The 17,915-nt window shown below is 53.2% G+C and carries 17 protein-coding genes and 1 rRNA gene; 1 reads left to right on the top strand and 17 read right to left on the bottom strand.

Going from position 1 to position 17,915, the window contains the following annotated elements:
• The 7 genes from LQ229_RS23555 to LQ229_RS23525 all read right to left on the bottom strand — a co-directional run.
• Nucleotides 1–65: ribosomal RNA gene (locus LQ229_RS23555) — 16S ribosomal RNA — on the bottom strand; the annotation flags it as partial.
• Nucleotides 66–804: 739 nt separating this feature from the next.
• Entirely contained in the window at nt 805–942 is a 138-nt protein-coding gene (locus LQ229_RS23550; protein WP_230193064.1) for a hypothetical protein, read from the bottom strand.
• A 59-nt stretch (nt 943–1,001) separates the two neighbouring features.
• Complete coding sequence (locus LQ229_RS23545; protein ID WP_216540896.1) at nt 1,002–1,583, bottom strand: hypothetical protein; 582 nt, start codon at nt 1,581–1,583, stop codon at nt 1,002–1,004.
• A 200-nt stretch (nt 1,584–1,783) separates the two neighbouring features.
• Nucleotides 1,784–1,990: a hypothetical protein gene (locus LQ229_RS23540; RefSeq protein ID WP_216540897.1), complete on the bottom strand. Its 207-nt coding sequence runs from the start codon at nt 1,988–1,990 to the stop codon at nt 1,784–1,786.
• A 107-nt stretch (nt 1,991–2,097) separates the two neighbouring features.
• A complete protein-coding gene (locus tag LQ229_RS23535; protein WP_216540898.1) occupies nt 2,098–2,745 on the bottom strand; it encodes a glycoside hydrolase family 25 protein in 648 nt (215 codons plus the stop codon).
• Nucleotides 2,746–2,916: 171 nt separating this feature from the next.
• Complete coding sequence (locus tag LQ229_RS23530; protein WP_230193063.1) at nt 2,917–3,975, bottom strand: YeiH family protein; 1,059 nt, start codon at nt 3,973–3,975, stop codon at nt 2,917–2,919.
• Nucleotides 3,976–4,195: 220 nt separating this feature from the next.
• Nucleotides 4,196–4,558 carry a hypothetical protein gene (locus tag LQ229_RS23525; RefSeq protein WP_230193062.1) on the bottom strand — a complete coding sequence of 121 codons (363 nt, stop codon included), beginning with the start codon at nt 4,556–4,558 and terminating at the stop codon, nt 4,196–4,198.
• A 153-nt stretch (nt 4,559–4,711) separates the two neighbouring features.
• Here LQ229_RS23525 and LQ229_RS23520 point away from each other — a divergent pair, with 153 nt between their 5' ends.
• Nucleotides 4,712–5,800 (top strand): Xaa-Pro peptidase family protein, encoded by a 1,089-nt coding sequence (locus LQ229_RS23520; RefSeq protein WP_230193061.1) that lies wholly within the window; start codon nt 4,712–4,714, stop codon nt 5,798–5,800.
• Between the two features lie 63 nt (nt 5,801–5,863).
• Here LQ229_RS23520 and LQ229_RS23515 read toward each other — a convergent pair whose 3' ends face one another.
• From LQ229_RS23515 to LQ229_RS23470, 10 genes are all read right to left on the bottom strand, one after another.
• Nucleotides 5,864–7,855 (bottom strand): S9 family peptidase, encoded by a 1,992-nt coding sequence (locus LQ229_RS23515; protein WP_230193060.1) that lies wholly within the window; start codon nt 7,853–7,855, stop codon nt 5,864–5,866.
• Between the two features lie 21 nt (nt 7,856–7,876).
• Complete coding sequence (locus LQ229_RS23510) at nt 7,877–9,052, bottom strand: M20 family metallopeptidase (RefSeq protein WP_216540903.1); 1,176 nt, start codon at nt 9,050–9,052, stop codon at nt 7,877–7,879.
• Between the two features lie 48 nt (nt 9,053–9,100).
• On the bottom strand, nt 9,101–9,874 hold the full coding sequence (locus tag LQ229_RS23505; RefSeq protein WP_230193059.1) for an IclR family transcriptional regulator: 774 nt from the start codon (nt 9,872–9,874) through the stop codon (nt 9,101–9,103).
• 21 nt (nt 9,875–9,895) lie between these two features.
• Entirely contained in the window at nt 9,896–11,167 is a 1,272-nt protein-coding gene (locus tag LQ229_RS23500) for an ArgE/DapE family deacylase (RefSeq protein ID WP_230193058.1), read from the bottom strand.
• Complete coding sequence (locus LQ229_RS23495) at nt 11,164–12,111, bottom strand: DUF1177 domain-containing protein (protein WP_216540906.1); 948 nt, start codon at nt 12,109–12,111, stop codon at nt 11,164–11,166. Before LQ229_RS23495 ends, LQ229_RS23500 begins: the two co-directional genes overlap by 4 nt.
• Nucleotides 12,112–12,174: 63 nt before the next feature.
• Nucleotides 12,175–13,152, bottom strand: a complete 978-nt coding sequence (locus LQ229_RS23490; protein ID WP_216540907.1) for a dipeptide ABC transporter ATP-binding protein — start codon at nt 13,150–13,152, stop codon at nt 12,175–12,177.
• Nucleotides 13,149–14,165 (bottom strand): ABC transporter ATP-binding protein, encoded by a 1,017-nt coding sequence (locus tag LQ229_RS23485; protein ID WP_216540908.1) that lies wholly within the window; start codon nt 14,163–14,165, stop codon nt 13,149–13,151. The genes LQ229_RS23490 and LQ229_RS23485 overlap by 4 nt, the downstream gene beginning before the upstream one ends.
• Nucleotides 14,166–14,214: 49 nt before the next feature.
• On the bottom strand, nt 14,215–15,072 hold the full coding sequence (locus LQ229_RS23480) for an ABC transporter permease (RefSeq protein WP_230193057.1): 858 nt from the start codon (nt 15,070–15,072) through the stop codon (nt 14,215–14,217).
• Between the two features lie 2 nt (nt 15,073–15,074).
• Nucleotides 15,075–16,034: a nickel ABC transporter permease gene (nikB, locus tag LQ229_RS23475; protein ID WP_230193056.1), complete on the bottom strand. Its 960-nt coding sequence runs from the start codon at nt 16,032–16,034 to the stop codon at nt 15,075–15,077.
• Nucleotides 16,035–16,167: 133 nt separating this feature from the next.
• Nucleotides 16,168–17,787, bottom strand: a complete 1,620-nt coding sequence (locus LQ229_RS23470) for an ABC transporter substrate-binding protein (protein WP_230193055.1) — start codon at nt 17,785–17,787, stop codon at nt 16,168–16,170.
• Between the last annotated feature and the right edge of the window lie 128 nt (nt 17,788–17,915).

Here is a 17,915-nt window from a genome sequence, read left to right as displayed (position 1 = left end):
TCGACTTGCATGTATTAGGCACGCCGCCAGCGTTCGTCCTGAGCCAGGATCAAACTCTCCATGAAAACGATTATTCTCTTGGCCCGGAACGGGATGTTGAGATATAATCTGGTCGGTTCCATCGGCAAAGCCGACAAAACCGAATATGAAAGAGCCGAATAGCTCAAATTTCGTTGCTGACGAGAACTTGTCGTTCTCAATTTATTGTTGCTTAATTCGCTCGTTGTTCAGTTTTCAAAGAACAAATGACTTTCTTCAACGCCCTGTCGTTTATCGGCGACAGGAATTATAATTTATCATATTATCCGAGATCGTGCAACCATCAATTATTTCCAGTTGGACATTTCCTTAAGAAGCACGATTCACATGTTTCCATGCCGCAATGCGACAGGAACTATAATGTAACACAACTCTAAAGCTCCAAACAAGCTGTAATTTTTTCCAATACAATTCAGTAACAGCCGCCGGTTGACTAATCGAAAATATGTCTGTAGGAAAGCCGGTTTCCGTTCGAAAACGCAAGCTTTCCTGCTAAATCGGCAATGGCGTTGCATCGAGAAATGGCTATCCGGACCGTACGACCGTTATCTTGCCTCAAAACCGCTTATTCGCTGTTTCGGCGGACATTGGTTCCGTTATCCGTTCGTCGCAGGGCTTATTTTTACGCTTTTGCCGCGAATAAAGGATCGTCTGTCCGCAAACGGTCCGAAATCGGGTCGTTTGTCACAATTGGCGTCCCCTGTGTCCCCGAACTTGGGGAGGAGGGCGGTAGAAGTTAATGCAACGCCAGGGCTAAATCGGCGATCAACATTGGCCTTTCTTATCGGTTTTCTTCATCGGCTTCGCGTCGGTATCGTTCGCCAATTTCTCGCCGTATTGATCAAGGCGCGACGGATGGCCGATCGGTCCGTTGCGATCAGGATGATTGTTTCTTCCCGACATACGCTCACCTCCGGCTTTAATGTCCCCATGTCCGGTCTTTTGTAGTCCTTCGGGAGAGATCAGGATTTGCCGATATACGACATCAACAGCTCGTACAATTCCTGCCCTCCGTCCTTGGGATCGATCCAAACCTCAAACCGGATTCGGGACGTTTCATACGCATCTTTGGTAAAACAAATTTCAATAAAGCGTCCGTTAAACGTACAATTGTGCACTCTATTCAAAGGGATTTCCAGATGCAATTCGTCCCGCTTCTTCGCTTCATAAAACGAAATCATTTGCGAACATAGCACAATATAGCCGTTCTTGGCGGTATCGCCGTCATAAAATGTAATATTGTCGATCGTTTCCTCTTCGTGTATGGAAGCGCCTCCATTGCTTTCATTGGTTTTGAATTGATTATGATGATTTCCTAACTGATTATATATAAGATCCAGGAGCCGAATGACCTCCGCCAAGCCCAAGAATAACATGCCGGTAATAAAACCGCCGATCCACCACGGAAGAGCGTATATGTACCGATAACCTTCATGCATATTAGCTTCCGGCTGACCTACGACAAAACCGACGATGAAACAAAGAATCATTTCAAACGTTCCGACGCCTAGCAATATAGAAGAGACGTTGTTTCTTTTGCCCATCTGCTCACCTCTAACGACACTATTCTACATTATCTTACCATCCGTAGGTAATAAGTTCTATATTAATCTCCCTGCTCGCTCCTCCCAATAGACTATCCGGATGATTGTTCCGGCTGGCTGCCCGTTCCAAAATCAAGTTCTAACATCATGAAAAAACCGGGAATATTCCTGGAATATTCCCGGTTTCTCGAGGCATGCATCTATACGGCATAACGCCCAAGCGGGCGCACGGCTAATATGCGTTCGATTCGAAATAGTCTCGGGGCGCGCTGCTCCAGACATATGGCTTTAACGAACGGTCCCGCAACCGAACGAATTTGAATTTTCCGCTGCGTAAACTTCCCGTTGCGGTCCATATATATGATCTCGACGGTAGTATCTATATACTTTTGCAACTCTCGAATCATTGGAAGGTTCCTCCATAACAAGAACTTGTGTTCCTATTTTATTATAACCGATCTTCCTTGTCTTATTCAACCGTTTCCAATCGCTTCCTATCGTTGAGTCGATTCATTCACCCGTTCGAAGCGGAATTGCCCGCGCCGTATTTGGCGGTCAAATGCTCCGCGGCCCCCGCATATTCGTTGAGATCTACGTTGCCTTTGATACCCGGTACGCTCCCTATGTTGGTGTATTGGAGAAATTCCCATCTCTCCCAGCCGCCGCGCTCTTCTAAGTGCCGGTCGTTATAACAGGCGTACCATAATGGAATATGGGAAAGGCTCGCGTCCAAATACGAATCGATAAACGAAGGATAGGTATGAATCATCGGTTGAACGCCCGTTTCGGATTTGACTCGTTCAAGCCAGGCGCGGCATATAGCGACAATCTTGTCTTTCGTCCTCCCCTTTTTCGTTTCGATGTCGAGAACATGCGGCAGCTCCAATTGTTTCCCCTTTACATTTTCAAGAAAAAAATCCGCTTCTTCACGCGACTCCTCCGGATCGGACGCCTTGCTGAAATGATACGCGCCGACGAGAATCCCTTGACTCTTCGCTCCTTCAATATGCGAGGCGAACATGTCGTCCACGAACAATTGCCCTTCCGTCGCCTTGACGAAAGCAAATCGGATGCCTGATTTTTTCACCGCAACCCAGTCGATCTGTCCTTGCCAATGGGATACGTCGATTCCGCGGGCATGATTCGCGTTTCTTCGCTGCATTCCGTTCCCCTCCTTGTCCCTTATTACTTATATAATCCCGTCCGGCCGATCCGGGAACGGCGCTCGCCTCATATACATAAGCAAATAGCAGCCCACAGCCGGTTGCGGCTATTGCGCTGCTATTTGCTTATGCAGATCCAATATATACATCTAAAAAAATGAATTCGGTTATTACATCATGCGAAGCATATAAACGAGACCAAACCCGAGAACGGACAACAAAATCGACCCGATCAGACCGGCTGCGAACGATTTCATGCCGAGACGTTTGAATGTAACAATATCGACATTCAGGCCGAGGCCAGCCATCGCCATTCCGATCAGCATATATGCAAGCAACACGACGTTGTTTGCAAAAGCGGCGGAGACGACCCCCAGCGAGGTGACGGCGCTCATTGCCAGAAAACCGAAAATAAACCATGGAATTTGCAACGATTTCAGCGTCATTTTGCCGCCGTTGGTTCGATTCGCCTTCTCGGACCGGCTCGACCAAACGCCGATCAAAATAGCCACCGGAACAAGCAGCGCAACGCGCGTAAGCTTGACGATCACCGCAATGTCGACCGCATCTTCGCCGCCCGGCGCCGCCGCCGCGATCACATGCGCGATTTCATGCAACGTCGCACCCGCGAACACGCCGTATCCATGCTGCGTAAACCCCAAAACCGGATACAGCACCGTGTAGAGAAGCGTAAAAATCGTCCCTAAAATTGCCACCGTCGCCGCGCCGATCGCCGTTTCATCGTTATTCGCCTTAATCTGCGGGGAGATCGCCACCACCGCCGCAGCGCCGCAAATCGCCGTACCGCACGCTGTCAAAATTCCGAGCTTTTTCTCGACTTTAAACCATTTGGCGATCGCATATACAACGAAAAAGGCGAAGGCGATACAAATCAACGCAATGAGGATGACTTTCGGCCCCGCATGTGCGATGTCCGTCAGGTTGAGCCGCATGCCGAGCAAAATAATGCCAAGCCGCAGCAGTTTTTTGCTCGAGAAATTCGTCCCTGCAATGGCCGGATCAGGCACGCCAATCGTTGCCCGCCATACGATTCCAATCAAAATAGCAATAACCAGTTGCCCCATAATGCTTAAAAAAGGTAAATTAGCCAAATACTTGGCCGCAACGGAAATAACCAACGTGATGACGATCCCGAGAATAAACCCCAATGCGTCGTATTTCTTGGTTGATTTGGTTTTCGATCGGTCCTTACCTTGCGCTTGTGCCATGTTATCACTCCGTAACGGTTTATAGCAGAACATGCATGTTCTCATGCTCCTCACTATAATTCCATTTCGTCGCGAAGTTAAATACCGAATTGCTATCCTTATCATTAGTATTACTTATGATATGTTCAACAAGAAAACCGCAAAGAGCCCCGGGCGCCAAATCGTCCCGGAGCGGAAGTGAAAACCGATATCCTATTAAAGTGTTATGGATGTGCCAACATCATTGGCTCTGGCCTGTCTCCGGCTCCCTGGGAACGTATCCGCCGGGATATCCGCCGAAATACCCCGGCGACGTGTTGCCGGGATAGGAATAGGTTCCATAGAGAGGTTGACCGGCAGGCATTCCGTATTGACCATAGCCGGGAGGCATCCCGTACATGCCGTACATTCCGGGATATGAGAACGTTCCGTAAGTTCCTCCCGGATAATAGCCGGGCATGCCATATGGCATGTAAGTCTGCGTACCGAATTGCGGCATCGTTTGCATGCCGTATTGTCCCCAAGCGTCATATCCTACCTGTTCCTGACGGCTCTGTTCAACCGGTTCAAGCTCGCATCCGCAATCTGGGCATTTGTTCGACAAATCGATCACCTTCCATCTTATGATTTACACCAATTAGGCTACTATCCATGGTATGACGCTGCCGGAAATCGGTGCCCATATTTTGAAAAAATACGGCTGCCGCGGCATCTTTGATATAATAAAGATGCAAGTAATCGAGAAAGGATGTTGCGTATGAATCAAAGACTGACGCAATTGACGGCGGAAATGGCCCGGCGACAGCTTGACGCCGTGCTCATCACCGACCCGAAGCATGTTTATTATTTCACGGATTATGCCACGGACCCGCATGAACGGTTTCTGGCGTTAGCGTTATCCAAAGATACAGAGCCTTTCCTCATCGTTCCCGCGCTCGAACTGGAGGCGGCGCGCCAGCGCTCGTCGGTACAAACCATCGTAACGCATACGGATTCGGAAGATCCTTACGCCTTGCTGAAACGGCATCTTCCTGCGGGAATGAACGCGATCGGAATCGAGAAGGACCAGGTTTCCGTCCGCAGATTCGAATCCATTGCCGAGGCGCTTGCGGCCAAATCCTATGCCGATATCGGCGACGCGATTCGCGCCATGCGAATGATCAAATCGCAGAACGAAATTGAACGGATGAAGCATGCGGTCCGGCTTGTGGAGGAGACGCTGCGCGAAGGGTTGAAGCATGCGGCGATCGGCGTGACCGAGATGGAGATTGCGGCAGAATTGGAATATCAGATGAAAAAACGGGGAGCAGACGGCCCATCCTTCGCAACGACGGTGCTCTGCGGCGCCAATACGGCATTGCCGCACGGGAAGCCGGGCAACCGCCAAATACAGGCAGGCGACCTGTTATTGCTCGATCTGGGCGTATACGCGAACGGCTACGCATCCGATATTACGCGCACATTCGCCGTCGGCGAATTGGATACCGAATTGGCTCGTATCTACAACACCGTGTTGAATGCCAATCTGCGGGCGATCGAGGCGATCCGGCCGAACGTCAGCTTTGCGTCCGTTGACCGGGCGGCGCGTCAAACGATCGAAGCGGAAGGATACGGACCGTATTTCATACACCGGCTTGGCCACGGTCTTGGCATCGACGTGCACGAAGAGCCTTCCGTTCATGAACGCAACGAAGCCACGCTCGCCGCGGGCAACGTATTTACGGTCGAGCCCGGCATCTATATTCCCGGACGGGGCGGAGTTCGCATTGAAGACGACGTGCTCGTGACGTCTGACGGTTGCGAGGTGCTGACGACGTTCCCGAAAGAATTGACAGTGATCGGTTGACGGTCAAGGAAAAAGGAAGAGCGCGATCGTTCCGGAATAACCCGGAACTGCCGCGCTCTGTTCCTATTCGGTATCGCGATAGCGTTCGAACCAATTCAAAATATGGCGCAGGCGCGCAATCCGATGCTTCGGCGTGCCCGAGCGGGAAAGTTCGTGCCCTTCGTTCGGCGTAATCACCAATTCGGTATCGACGCCAAAGCGTTTCAGCGCCATATACCACTGTTCGGCCTGCTCCATCGGACAACGCAGGTCGTACTCGCTATGCTCGATCAAGGTCGGGGTTTTGACGTTCGGCGCATACCGGATCGGGGAACGTTCGAGAATGAATTGTTCATGCTCCCATATATCCTTATCGCCCAATTCCGCATAGTTGAAGTAGAACCCGATATCGCTCGTGCCGAACATGCTGTGGAGGTTGCAGATGCTTCGCTGCGTAACCGCCGCGCGGAAACGATCCGTTTGCCCGACAATCCAGTTGACCATATAGCCGCCATAGCTTCCGCCGCAGACGAACAATCTGCTTTCGTCCACATAATCCAGCGTACAAGCGTAATCGGCCGCTTTCATCAAATCCTCGTAATCCTTGCCGCCCCAATCGCCCATGACCGCACGGACGAACTTCTCTCCGTACCCTTGGCTGCCGCGCGGATTGGTATACATGACCGCATAACCCGCCGACGCCAGCATTTGGAATTCGTGATGCAGCGCATTGCCGTACGCCGTATGGGGGCCGCCGTGAATTTGCAGCACAAGCGGATACCGCTTGCCCGCCTCGAAGCCGTATGGCTTCAAAATCCAGCCCTCGATTTCCCAATCGTCGCTGCCGCGGAACGTGAATCGTTCCGGTGTCGACCAATACGTTTCATCGTAGAAAGCGCGGTTGAAATCGGTTAGTTGACGGCCCGGCCCGCTAACGCCAAGCTCGCGCACGTACACGTCTCCGCAGCTGTGCGGATGCGATGCGATATATACGATTTTGCCGGTATGGTTGCGGTCGATCGTAAACGATCCCACCACTTGCGCGTCTCCGTAAACGACCGCCTCCACTTCCCCGCTCGCGAATCCTACTCGATACACATGGCAATTGCCGCCGTCCGTCGCCAGGAAATAAATGTTCTCTTGGTCGGCCGACCAAACGGGACAATGCGGACCGCCGTTCCATTTCACGTCCGTGCCGATCCAATTGACCGCCGACCGGTCGAAATCCTTCGCCAGCTTCCGCGGTTCGCCGCCTTCGGCCGGAATGACCCAGACCGCATCGTTGCCGGCGCTCGTTTCGCCTTGCGTATGATCGAAATAGGCGATCCACCGTCCGTCGGGCGAATAGACGGGCGTTGTGGTAAAACCTCGCCCGGAAGCGAGAAGGGTGCATTCGCCCGTCTCCACATCCGCCTTCCAGACGCCTGGAATATGTTCGATATCTCGGCGCTCGTCGCGCGCCGAGATAAAAACGATCGACTTGCCGTCGGGAGACCAACTCGGATCGATATCCTCCCAATCGCCGGATGTGATTTGCCTCGTCTCGCCCGTTTCCGCATCGGCCACCCAAATGTGATTGCGGTTGTACCCGCGAAACCCGCGGGAGTCCTGCTTGTACCTCAGGGTGGTGATCACGCGAACGTCGGAGCCGTTCGGGTCGGCGGCCTTCGGCTCTTCCGCCAGGAAAGCGATGCGCGTTCCGTCCGGCGACCATGCGATCGATTCGACGCCTGTCGCCATCTTCGTTACCTGCTTCGCTTCGCCGCCGGAAACGGCCATCACCCATACCTGGTTCGTGCCGGTACGGTTCGAAACGAAGGCGATCCGCTCTCCGTCGGGAGACCAGCGCGGCGAATGATCGCGAATGAGCCGTTCCCCTTCCCAAGGAGCGGTTAACGGTTTGCCCGCGCCTTCCAGATCGGTGATCCGGATCGCGGACGAATATCCGTCTTTCTCCCCGTCGACTTTCGTCACAACGTACACGGCTTTCGATCCGTCGGGCGACACTTGCGCATCGCCGACAAATTGAAACCGGAGCAGATCTTCAGCCGTAACCGGTCTTTTCGTTGCTGCCATAAGCCACTTCCTCCTCATTCTCTATTTGTTCAAGTATTGGACGGCTGCCGCGATCAACAGCTTGGCGCCGATCTTCATCGCATCCTCGTCGAAATCGAATTTCGGGTGGTGGTGAGGATATACGGCCTGTTTGGCCTCGTTATAGGCTCCTGTAAAAAAGAACGTGCCCGGCACCTTTTGCAAATAATAAGCAAAATCTTCCCCGCTCATCATCGGATCGATCGGAATCAACCGCACCGAATCGCCGAGCAATTCGCCGCATTCGACCAGATGCTCCGTTTCCGCTTCATGGTTGACAACGGCCGGATACCCCCGTTCGTAATCGATGGCGTATTCCGCTCCCGCGGCTTCGCATGTCCCCTTCACGATCCGTTCCATTTCGCTAATCATCCGCTCCTGTACGTCGGGATCGTAAGTACGAACCGTTCCGGCAATCGTCGCCTTGTCCGCGATGATGTTGAACGCCTCGCCGGCATGGAACGAGCAAACGCTAAGTACGGCCGGCTTCAGCGGATCGATGCGGCGGCTGACGATTTGCTGCAGGTGGCCCACCAAAGTCGCGCCGACCGCCAGCGCGTCCACCGATTCCTGCGGAGCCGCTCCATGTCCGCCGACGCCCTGGATGCGAATCGTAAATTTGTCGGAAGCGGCCGCGATGCCGCCGGACCGGTAACCGACAACGCCGGTCGGAAAACTGGAGGAAAGATGCGTGGCGAAGATGGCGTCAACGCCGTCCAGGCATCCGTCCTCGATCATCGGCTTCGCTCCGCCGGGAGCAAGCTCTTCCGCAAACTGATGAATGAAAACGATGTTGCCGCGCAACCGGTCGCGATGTCGGCTTAACACGTTGGCTACGCCCAGCAGCGTCGCGGTATGCCCGTCGTGCCCGCATGCATGCATCGCGCCGGGAACGCGGGATTTATAAGGAACGTCTTTCTCGTCGTCCATCGGCAGCGCGTCGAAATCCGCGCGAAGCGCCACCGTCTTGCCGGGACGATCTCCGCGAAGAATCCCGACGACTCCGCGGCCGCCCACTTCCGTCCTCACCTCCATACCGAGTTCCTGCAAATAAGCGGCGATTTTGGCGGGCGTATGAACTTCTTGAAAGGACAATTCCGGATTCATATGAAAATATCTTCTCAGCTCCACCATCTCGGGGTAAAGCTGTTCCACTTCTTCAAACATGGATTGTAACATCGGCATCCCCCTTCTTTGCAAACAGGCAGCCGCAAGCGGCTGCCGTCCTTATTTAAAATATCGGGAAAGGTCGATCCGATAAGTAAGCAGCAGATCGTTCATCTCCGCCTTGGCGCGCAGCAACGCGTCCACAATCCGGTCGATTTTGCTGTCGGGCAAACGATAGGTCGGACCCGACACGGTCAACGAGCCGGCGATTTGTCCCCCGTATCCGAACAACGGGACGGCCAAAGCGACAACGTCAGGCGTATATTCGCCGTCGCTTCTCCCCCAGCCCTTGTCCCGAATGGTGGCCAAATCCCGGCGAATCGCACTGGAATCTACCAACGTTTTCGAGGTATACCGCACCAATTCTCCCCCTATCAATCGTTCCACTTCTTCTTCGGGCAGAAAGGCGAGCATCGTGCGGTACGAGGCGCCGACATACAGCGGCGCACGGCTGCCGATGGAGACGGAGAACTTCACGGAATGGTCGGGCTCGAGCACTTCCAGCGTCAATCCTTCCCCGTCTACCAAACTCGTCAGAAACACCGATTCCCCCGTTTCTTCCATCAGGCGCTGCATCACCGGTTTCAGCAAATCTCCCACATGAAGCGAATGCTGCATCGTTACGCCGAGTTCCCACAATCGGATCCCTAAATAGTACTTTTTCGTCTCCGGATCTTTCACTAGAAATCGATTCGCTTCCAGAGTCGCCAAGATACGGTATATATTCGCTTCATTCGTATCCGTATCTCTCGCTAGTTCCCTTACGCCCCAGGAAGGCTTCTCTTTGGTGAATTTCAGCAATATTTTCAATGCTTGATCCAGAGTTTTCAGCACATTCATGTCCCCTTTGAAAAATTAATTTTCATATAGAAAATCGATCGCTGCCGCCACGTACACTTTCGCGCAGCGAATGACATCTTCCGCCAACACTTTTTCATTAAAATTATGAATGCTGGGCAAATAAGCGGGACCGTATTGCAATACGGGAATGTTATACTCCCGGAAGTGCCGGGCGTCGCTGCTGGCCCATTGCAATACGCCATATGCCCGATCCCCGGCTCCCGTTACATGCGAAATATTGTCCACAATCGCTCTGCAAACCGGATCGGCAGGATCCGTATAGTTCGCATGGCTCTTCATTCCGAACGTTTCCAGTTCGTAATCGATGCCCAGAACGTTCAGTTCGCCGCGAATATAGCCCAACACCTCGTCGCGGGTAACTCCGAAAGGCAGCCGGCAATCGACCTCAAAGGCACACGTATCCGGCACGACGTTCGATTTCGTGCCGCCTTGGATCGTACCGATGTTGACGGAAATATGATCGAAGACGTCCGCAAACTGTTCCTCTCCGTCTTCCTGCAGGTTCGCTTTCGAAATGGCGATGATGTCTTCCATTTCACGTGGAATACGAACCGGATAATTCCATACGGTACGAATCCGATCGATCGCCTTCAAGGCGTCGACGATCGCGTTGCGGCCGGCAAGCGGACCCAAACTTCCATGCGCCGGCGTCCCTTTCACGGTAACTCGAAACCAGCAGGCTCCCTTCTGTCCCAGCGTCGGATGAAGCGGAGACGACGGCTCGGCGATCAAACAACCGTCCCCTTGAATGAGCCCGCGCTCGAGAATCCAAGGAACGCCCAGTTCTCCTCCGGTTTCCTCGTCCGGTACGATCGCAAGGCACAGTTCTCCCGGCAACGGCACGTTCAACCGTTTCAGAACGGCAGCGGCGAAGATCAGGCCGGCCAGCCCGCCTTTCATATCGCTGGCGCCGCGTCCGAGAATCCAACCGTCTTTGACCTCTCCGGCAAATGGATCGAACTCCCATTTGCTGCGGTCGCCCGCCGGAACGACGTCGGTATGTCCGCAATAGATCAATTTTTTGCCGTCGCCGCCGCCGATGCGCGCGATAAGATTCCACATGGACGGCGCCGCTTCATGCCATTCCGATTCGATTCCGTACTCTTGCAAATAATCGGCGATATATTGCGTAATCGGCGTCGAATCGCCGGGAGGGTTTTCGCTGGGAAAGCGAATCAAGCGGCAGCATAATTCGATTAATTCGTCCCGGCTCCGCTCTACTTCCGCTATCGCCCGTTCTTTCCATTGCGCCGCATTTCCGCTCATGACGACCGTACCTTCCCGTCCAAGGTTTGCAGGTGCTTCATGCTGCCGTACAGCGATTGCATCAATGCGAACTGTTCTTCGTCATAGAACGAGCATTTGCGGGCTCCGTACATTTTGGCCGTTTCGATAACAAATCGAACCGCTTGCTCCACGTCGGTCAAATGCGTCGCTCCCGTCGCGCATCCCGCAACAGGGACTTGCGTCGTAATCGCCACGCCGACGACCGGGCTGTCGGTAGCCGTACATGGCTGCAAAATGCTGTTAATATGGTAAACGCCGTTGCCGTAAGGAGTAATATCCTGCATCGTAATCGGCAAGGTTACCGGAACCTTGCCGGTCGTTTGCTGCATCAGTTCGAGCAAGTCCTGGCTGATCCGCAGAATATACCCCGATTTGACGGTTGGCGTAATCGCAAAACCGTTTGCGCTGACAACCATATTGCCCTTTGTCGTGTCGATCGACAAAATCGCATCCATCTCTGCCGCGACTTCATGCCGGTTCATCGTCATAATGTCCACGGGAGAATCCATGAACGGAACCGGATCATGCGGCAGCGTCGGAGCATTTGGACAAATATGGGTTGTAAGAATAATATCCCCTTCCAGTATATCACCGCGCTGTTTCATTTCAACCAGTTTGGCGGCGGCGGATAAGCATGCAAGCGCCCCGTCGCCGTCCGATACGAATCCGGTCTGTTCCGGTCTTGCCCCGATTCCGCCCAATCGGCCGATAATGCCTAGCGTCGGCGCAGAGCCTCCGGCAGACTTTCCGTTTTTGCCAGGCACGGTAATTTTCACGAAATCGGTAGAGCCTTTCGCTCCTTCCACCGTTTTCACTTCCACATTGTCATATCCCAGCCTGTTAAAATATTCTTTCACCGCATTGCCGTTCACGGCCGCATGATCGAGCAGGTCGAACATTTCCAATACATGTTTGAATGACATCGCTGTTAACTCCTTTACTATCAAGTTGATTCCAATGAACGAAACGAACCCGGATCGGGTCGCCTAGATTTGATCCGCTAGATGGCAAGCAACCGCATGTCCCTTTTGGTCTGCGACGAGTTCCGGGTACGATTGGCCGCATGCTTCGACGGCGAACGGGCACCGTTTATGGAAGTGGCACCCTGCCGGCGGGTTCATCGGACTCGGAACGTCTCCGGACAAGAGAATCCGCTCTTTCTCCAGAAACGGATTTTCCTTCGGCACCGCGGACAACAACGCACGGGTATACGGATGACGGGGATTGTTATAGATATCCTCGAACGTGCCCATCTCCACCACTTTCCCCAAGTACATCACGACAATGCGATCGCTGATATATTTCACCACGTTCAAATCGTGAGAAATAAAAATATACGTTAACCCGAACCGGCTCTGCAGATCCTTGAGCAGGTTGATCACCTGGGCTTGGATGGAAACGTCGAGCGCGGAGACAGGCTCGTCGCAGATGACGAGGTCGGGATTGAGTGCCAGCGCCCGCGCGATATTGATTCGTTGCCGCTGGCCGCCGCTGAACTCGTGGGGATAACGCTGCGCTTGATAGGCGCTGAGCCCGACGACTTCGAGCAACTCCCGCACTTTGGCCAGACGCTCCTGTCTCGTCCCGACGTTATGGATGACCAGCGGTTCCATAATGAGCTGCTCGACCGTTTTCCGCGGATCCAGCGAGGCGTACGGATTTTGAAACACCATCTGAATATGTTTGCGCTCCTGTTTCAATTCCTGGCCGGACAGGCCCGACAAATCCTTGCCCTTGAACAGGACGGAGCCGGAAGTGGGCTTGACCAGTTGCGTCACAAGGCGCGCCATCGTCGATTTGCCGCAGCCGGATTCGCCGACGATCCCCAGCGTTTCTCCCTTGAACACGTCGAAGCTCACATCGTCCACCGCTTTGACAAAACGCGAAGGTTTCGAGAACAAAATGCCGTCCTTGACCGGATAATGCTTCTTCAACGCGCGAACTTGCAATATCGGTTCGCTCATTCCCGCTCACTTCCTTTCCTCGCCAATCTCTCCGTCGCCGTTTGGAAATGGCAGGCCACTTTATGCCCCGGTTCCACCTCGATCAGCTTCGGTTTCTCCAGGGAACATTTCTCCTGCGCATACGGGCACCGATCGGCGAAATGACAGCCTCGAATTTCCTTCCGCAAATCCGGAGGATTCCCCGGAATGGACGGCAACCGCTCGGAGCGGTTCGAATCCGCTTTGATCTGGGAATCGAGCAGCCCCCATGTATACGGATGAAGGGGCTTCTCGTACAGTTGCCCGGCCGAAGCGTATTCCACCGTGTTGCCGGCGTACATGACGAGCACCTTCTGGCAATTCTCCCATACGACCCCCAAATCATGCGTAATCATAATAATCGAGGTCTTCGTTTTCTCCTGCAAATCTTTCATCAATTGTAAAATTTGCGCCTGTACGGTGACGTCGAGCGCCGTGGTCGGTTCGTCGGCGATCAGCAGCTTCGGATTGCAAGCAAGCGCGATCGCGATCATGACACGCTGGCGCATCCCTCCCGAAAACTCATGCGGATATTGCTTCAGCCTGCGCTCGGGCTCCGGAATGCCCACCAGACGCAACATTTCGACGGCGCGTTCTTTCGCCGCTTTTTTGTCCAGCTTCTGGTGCAGGCGTATCACTTCCATGATTTGATCGCCCACCGTAAAGACCGGATTCAGCGACGTCATCGGATCCTGGAAGATCATCGATATTTCATTGCCGCGAATATTGCGCATTTGGGCATTGGACAGCCGGGTTAAATCTTTGGATTCGAACCGGATGCTTCCGTTTGCCAGCTTCCCGTGCGGGGCGGCTAACAGTCCCATGATGGCCGTTGCCGTTACGCTCTTGCCGGAGCCGGATTCGCCGACGATGCCGATCGTCTCGCCCCGCTCCAGCTCAAAGCTAACCCCGTTCACCGCTTTTACGATTCCGGACGACGTATGGAAATGAACCTCCAAATTTTGAACGTCCAGCAATTTTTGTTGTTCCGACATCGTGTTTCCTCCCCTCGTCTTAAGCATCAGTTGCCTTTCTGTGTTACAACTACACTTTCATCTTCGGATCGAGCGCATCCCGGAGCCCGTCCCCGAACAGATTGAATCCGAGCACGGACAACAGAATGGCAAGCCCCGAATAAGTAGCCATGTGAGGGGATAGAACCAGGAAGTCTTTACCATCCTTCAATATGCTCCCCCAGGACGCCGTCGGCGGCTGCACCCCGAGTCCGAGAAAGCTGAGCGCCGCCTCGGAAATAATGGCGCCCGCAATATTCATCGTCGCATAAACGATGATCGGGGCGAGACAGTTTGGCAAAATATGCGAAAAGATGATGCGGGAATCGCCCGCCCCGAGCGAACGCGTCACCTCGATATATTCTTCTTCCTTGACGGAAAGGACTTGTCCTCTCACAATTCTCGCGAATCCGGGAACGTTGGCGATTCCGATCGCCAGAATGACGTTGAACAGGCCTGCGCCGAGCACCGTCATCAGGACGATAGCCAGCAGAATGAACGGAAACGCGAACAAACCGTCCATAATCCGCATGATCACCGCGTCGACCTTCCCGCCATAATAACCCGAGACCAGTCCGAGCAGCGTGCCGATGATCCCGCCCAAGCCGACCGCGAATAAGCCTACGATCAGCGATACTCTGGCGCCGTATACGATTCGGCTGAACAGATCGCGGCCGTAGTTGTCCGTTCCGAGCAGATGCCCGTCCGTTCCCGGCGTCAGCAGCGAGGCGGTCAAATCCATTTTATCCGGCGGGTGCGTTGCGATAAGCGGAGCGAAGAGGGCCAGCACCGAAAGAATGACAATGAGCAATAATCCGACAACCGCCAGTTTGTTGCGAAGCAATCTTAACATTACGCTGTTCTCGCCCCATTTGAATTTGCCGGCCATATTTATTCGCCCCCTTTCTTATCCATATTGACTCGCGGATTTACGACTTGATACAAGATGTCCACTACTAAATTGACAAGTACGAAAATAACGGCGATGAACAATACCGTTCCTTGCACAACCACGAAATCCCGTTTGTCGATCGCATCGACGACAAGCCGGCCCATGCCGGGCCAACTGAAAATCGTCTCCGTCAAGACCGCGCCCCCGAGCATCATCGATATTTGCATTCCGATTACGGTAAGCAGCGGGGTAAGCGCATTTTTCAGAGCGTGCTTCCAAACGACGATCGATTCGCGCAGCCCTTTCGCCCGGGCCGTCTTAATGTAATCCTGCTTGATGACTTCCAGCATGCTCGAACGGGTGATCCGCGCGAAGGTCGCCATCGAAACGGTCGATAACGCAAAGCTGGGCAGCACCAGATGCTTCAGGAACGTGCCGAATCCGTCCGCGAGCGAACCCATGCCGGTTGCGGGAAACCAGCCCAGCTCGACGCTGAAGAATAGGACCAGCATGACCCCGAGCCAGAATATCGGCATCGATACCCCGATCAGTGCCAAAATCATCAGCGCATAGTCAAGGAACGAATACTGGCGCGTTGCCGACACGATTCCTGCGGGAATGCCGATGACGAGCGCGATCAGCAAGGCGCATACGGACAGAAGCAGCGTATTCGGAAAGCGCTCCATAATAATCGACAACACAGGCTGATTATAGCTAAGCGACGTTCCCAGATCTCCGCGAACCAAATCGCCCAAGTAATGCAAATATTGCATAATAATCGGTTCGTTCAGACCGAGCTTATCCCGCAGCTTGGCGATATCCTCGACGGAAGCCTGGGGTCCGAGCATCACCGCGGCCGGATCGCCGGGAATCAATCGCGTGATGATAAACACAATCGTCGCGACGACCAGCAAGGTGGGAATCATGTTGATAAGTCTCTTTACGATTAATTTCAGCAATAGAAAATCTCCCCCCGTTTCATTTGAGAAAAACCGAAATCAAAAACTTTCCAAATGAAAAAAAGTCCCCAAAAGATGACTTTTGGAACATCCTCTACAGGGACTTTTTCGCTTTGAACCGGCGGGATTCGTCTTACTTATCCAACCAGACGTTATTATAAGGATTTGTTAAAATAATCGAGTTGTCGGGCTTCACGGCAAAGCCTTTGACGTTCTTGTTGTTGGCCCATGCGATTTCGATATCGGAAAGCTCGATCCGCGGAATGTCTTTCAGGATGAGTTCCAAAGCGTCGCGGTAAATGCCTTTGCGCGTTTCTTGATCGATCGATTCGGTGGCGGCCCGCGTCAGCAGTTCGTCAACCTGCGGATTGTTGTATCCGTATCCGTTGCCCAAAGAGCCGATTTGTTTCGAATGGAACATTTGGTACAGGAACGTATCCGGATCCGGGTACCAGGTCCATCCTGCGATGAAGAGCGGCGCTTTTCCTTTGGATACGGTATCGCTGAACGTACCCCATTCCACCGTTTTAATGTCGACATCGACATTCAAATTTTCTTTCATTTGCGTTGCGAAAATCGTTGCTTCCGGCACTCTCGCTTCTCCGACGTAAATTTCCGTTTTAAATCCGTTCGAATATCCCGCTTCGGCCAGCAATTGCTTCGCTTTTTCCGGGTCGTACTTCGGCGCCAGGCTTTCCAGCTCCGCGTCGTATCCCCAGGACGCTCTAGGAAGCGGCAGATAGGAAGGTTTCGCCCCGCCCCATTGGTAAACGCCTTTCGTTAACGCGTCCACATCCGTCGCAAGCGCGAGCGCTTCGCGGACCTTGATGTCCTTTGTCGGCCCGTCCGCCATATTCATGCCGAGATAGGATATGGATACCCCGGAAATGCTGTTTAACGTCAATTTGTTGTCTTTTTCCACCAATACGCGGTTTTGGCCTTTCACGTCGGTCGCGATGTCGATATCGCCCGAACGAATCGCGTTCGTCATCATATTGCCGTCCGTGATCGACTTGAATACGGCGCCGTCGAGATGCGGCTTGTCCCCCCAATATTTATCGCTGCGGGCCAATTTGACGTAATCGTCCTGTTTCCATTCTTCAAATTTGAAAGGACCGGTTCCGACCACATGCACGCCGAATTGATCGCCCCAGCCTTCCACTTCTTCCTTCGGCACGACGCCGTTGCCCGGATCTGTCAGAAACGCCAGCAATGCCGCATTCGGCTCGACCAGGTGGATCGCCACTTCATTGTCGCTGACGACTTCCACTTTCTCCACGCCGCGCAAGCGGTTCAAGGACGATTCTTTCGCCGAGCGCTCCAGGCTGTATTTCACGTCTTCCGCGGTCATTTTGCGTCCGTCCTGAAATTTGCCCGGTTGGAAATATACTTCGTCTCTTAGCGTAAATGTGTAAACTTTCATATCGTCGGAAATTTTCCATTCGGTGGCCAGCGCCGGCACGATTTCCGACAAATCGTTGTTATAGGTCACAAGCGTGTCGACAATGCTCCGCAATATATTCGACTCGTAAACGCTCGTATAGGAAATCGGGTCCAACGTCTTCGGCACGCTGCTAAGCGCAATGTTGACCACGCCTCCGTCTTTCGGCGTTCCGGTCTCCGCCGCTTCCCCTTCCTGATTCGTGTCTCCCGGCTGATTGCTTCCATTCGCGCCGGAACCGCCGCAAGCCGAGATGACCATCATCATCGCCAGCAGCAGTGTAAGCAATTTCAAACTGCCCTTTGCTTTCATGAAACCGTCCCCTTTCATTATGTTTCACATATCGAAACACACGATCACAATGTGAAAACTTGTTGATCAGTATAGCAAAGCCTTATAAATGTGTAAATAGTCTGAAAATAAAAAAAAATGTTCACCGT

The sequence above is a fragment of the Paenibacillus sp. CECT 9249 genome, from assembly GCF_918697855.1.
In the GTDB taxonomy this organism is placed as follows: domain Bacteria; phylum Bacillota; class Bacilli; order Paenibacillales; family Paenibacillaceae; genus MSJ-34.
The sequence above is the reverse complement of the archived record's forward strand: the minus strand, read 5'-3'. Positions and strand labels throughout refer to the sequence as shown.

Excerpts from the sequence above, each read along its gene's own strand:
- LQ229_RS23535 (WP_216540898.1), bottom strand. The coding sequence starts at position 2,745 with ATGCAGCGAAGAAACGCGAATCATGCCCGCGGAATCGACGTATCCCAT.
- LQ229_RS23540 (WP_216540897.1), bottom strand. The coding sequence starts at position 1,990 with ATGATTCGAGAGTTGCAAAAGTATATAGATACTACCGTCGAGATCATA.
- LQ229_RS23545 (WP_216540896.1), bottom strand. The coding sequence starts at position 1,583 with ATGGGCAAAAGAAACAACGTCTCTTCTATATTGCTAGGCGTCGGAACG.
- LQ229_RS23510 (WP_216540903.1), bottom strand. The coding sequence starts at position 9,052 with ATGTTACAATCCATGTTTGAAGAAGTGGAACAGCTTTACCCCGAGATG.
- LQ229_RS23480 (WP_230193057.1), bottom strand. The coding sequence starts at position 15,072 with ATGGCCGGCAAATTCAAATGGGGCGAGAACAGCGTAATGTTAAGATTG.
- LQ229_RS23520 (WP_230193061.1), top strand. The coding sequence starts at position 4,712 with ATGAATCAAAGACTGACGCAATTGACGGCGGAAATGGCCCGGCGACAG.
- LQ229_RS23550 (WP_230193064.1), bottom strand. The coding sequence starts at position 942 with ATGTCGGGAAGAAACAATCATCCTGATCGCAACGGACCGATCGGCCAT.
- LQ229_RS23490 (WP_216540907.1), bottom strand. The coding sequence starts at position 13,152 with ATGAGCGAACCGATATTGCAAGTTCGCGCGTTGAAGAAGCATTATCCG.
- LQ229_RS23500 (WP_230193058.1), bottom strand. The coding sequence starts at position 11,167 with ATGAGCGGAAATGCGGCGCAATGGAAAGAACGGGCGATAGCGGAAGTA.
- LQ229_RS23515 (WP_230193060.1), bottom strand. The coding sequence starts at position 7,855 with ATGGCAGCAACGAAAAGACCGGTTACGGCTGAAGATCTGCTCCGGTTT.
- LQ229_RS23470 (WP_230193055.1), bottom strand. The coding sequence starts at position 17,787 with ATGAAAGCAAAGGGCAGTTTGAAATTGCTTACACTGCTGCTGGCGATG.
- LQ229_RS23530 (WP_230193063.1), bottom strand. The coding sequence starts at position 3,975 with ATGGCACAAGCGCAAGGTAAGGACCGATCGAAAACCAAATCAACCAAG.
- LQ229_RS23485 (WP_216540908.1), bottom strand. The coding sequence starts at position 14,165 with ATGTCGGAACAACAAAAATTGCTGGACGTTCAAAATTTGGAGGTTCAT.
- LQ229_RS23495 (WP_216540906.1), bottom strand. The coding sequence starts at position 12,111 with ATGTCATTCAAACATGTATTGGAAATGTTCGACCTGCTCGATCATGCG.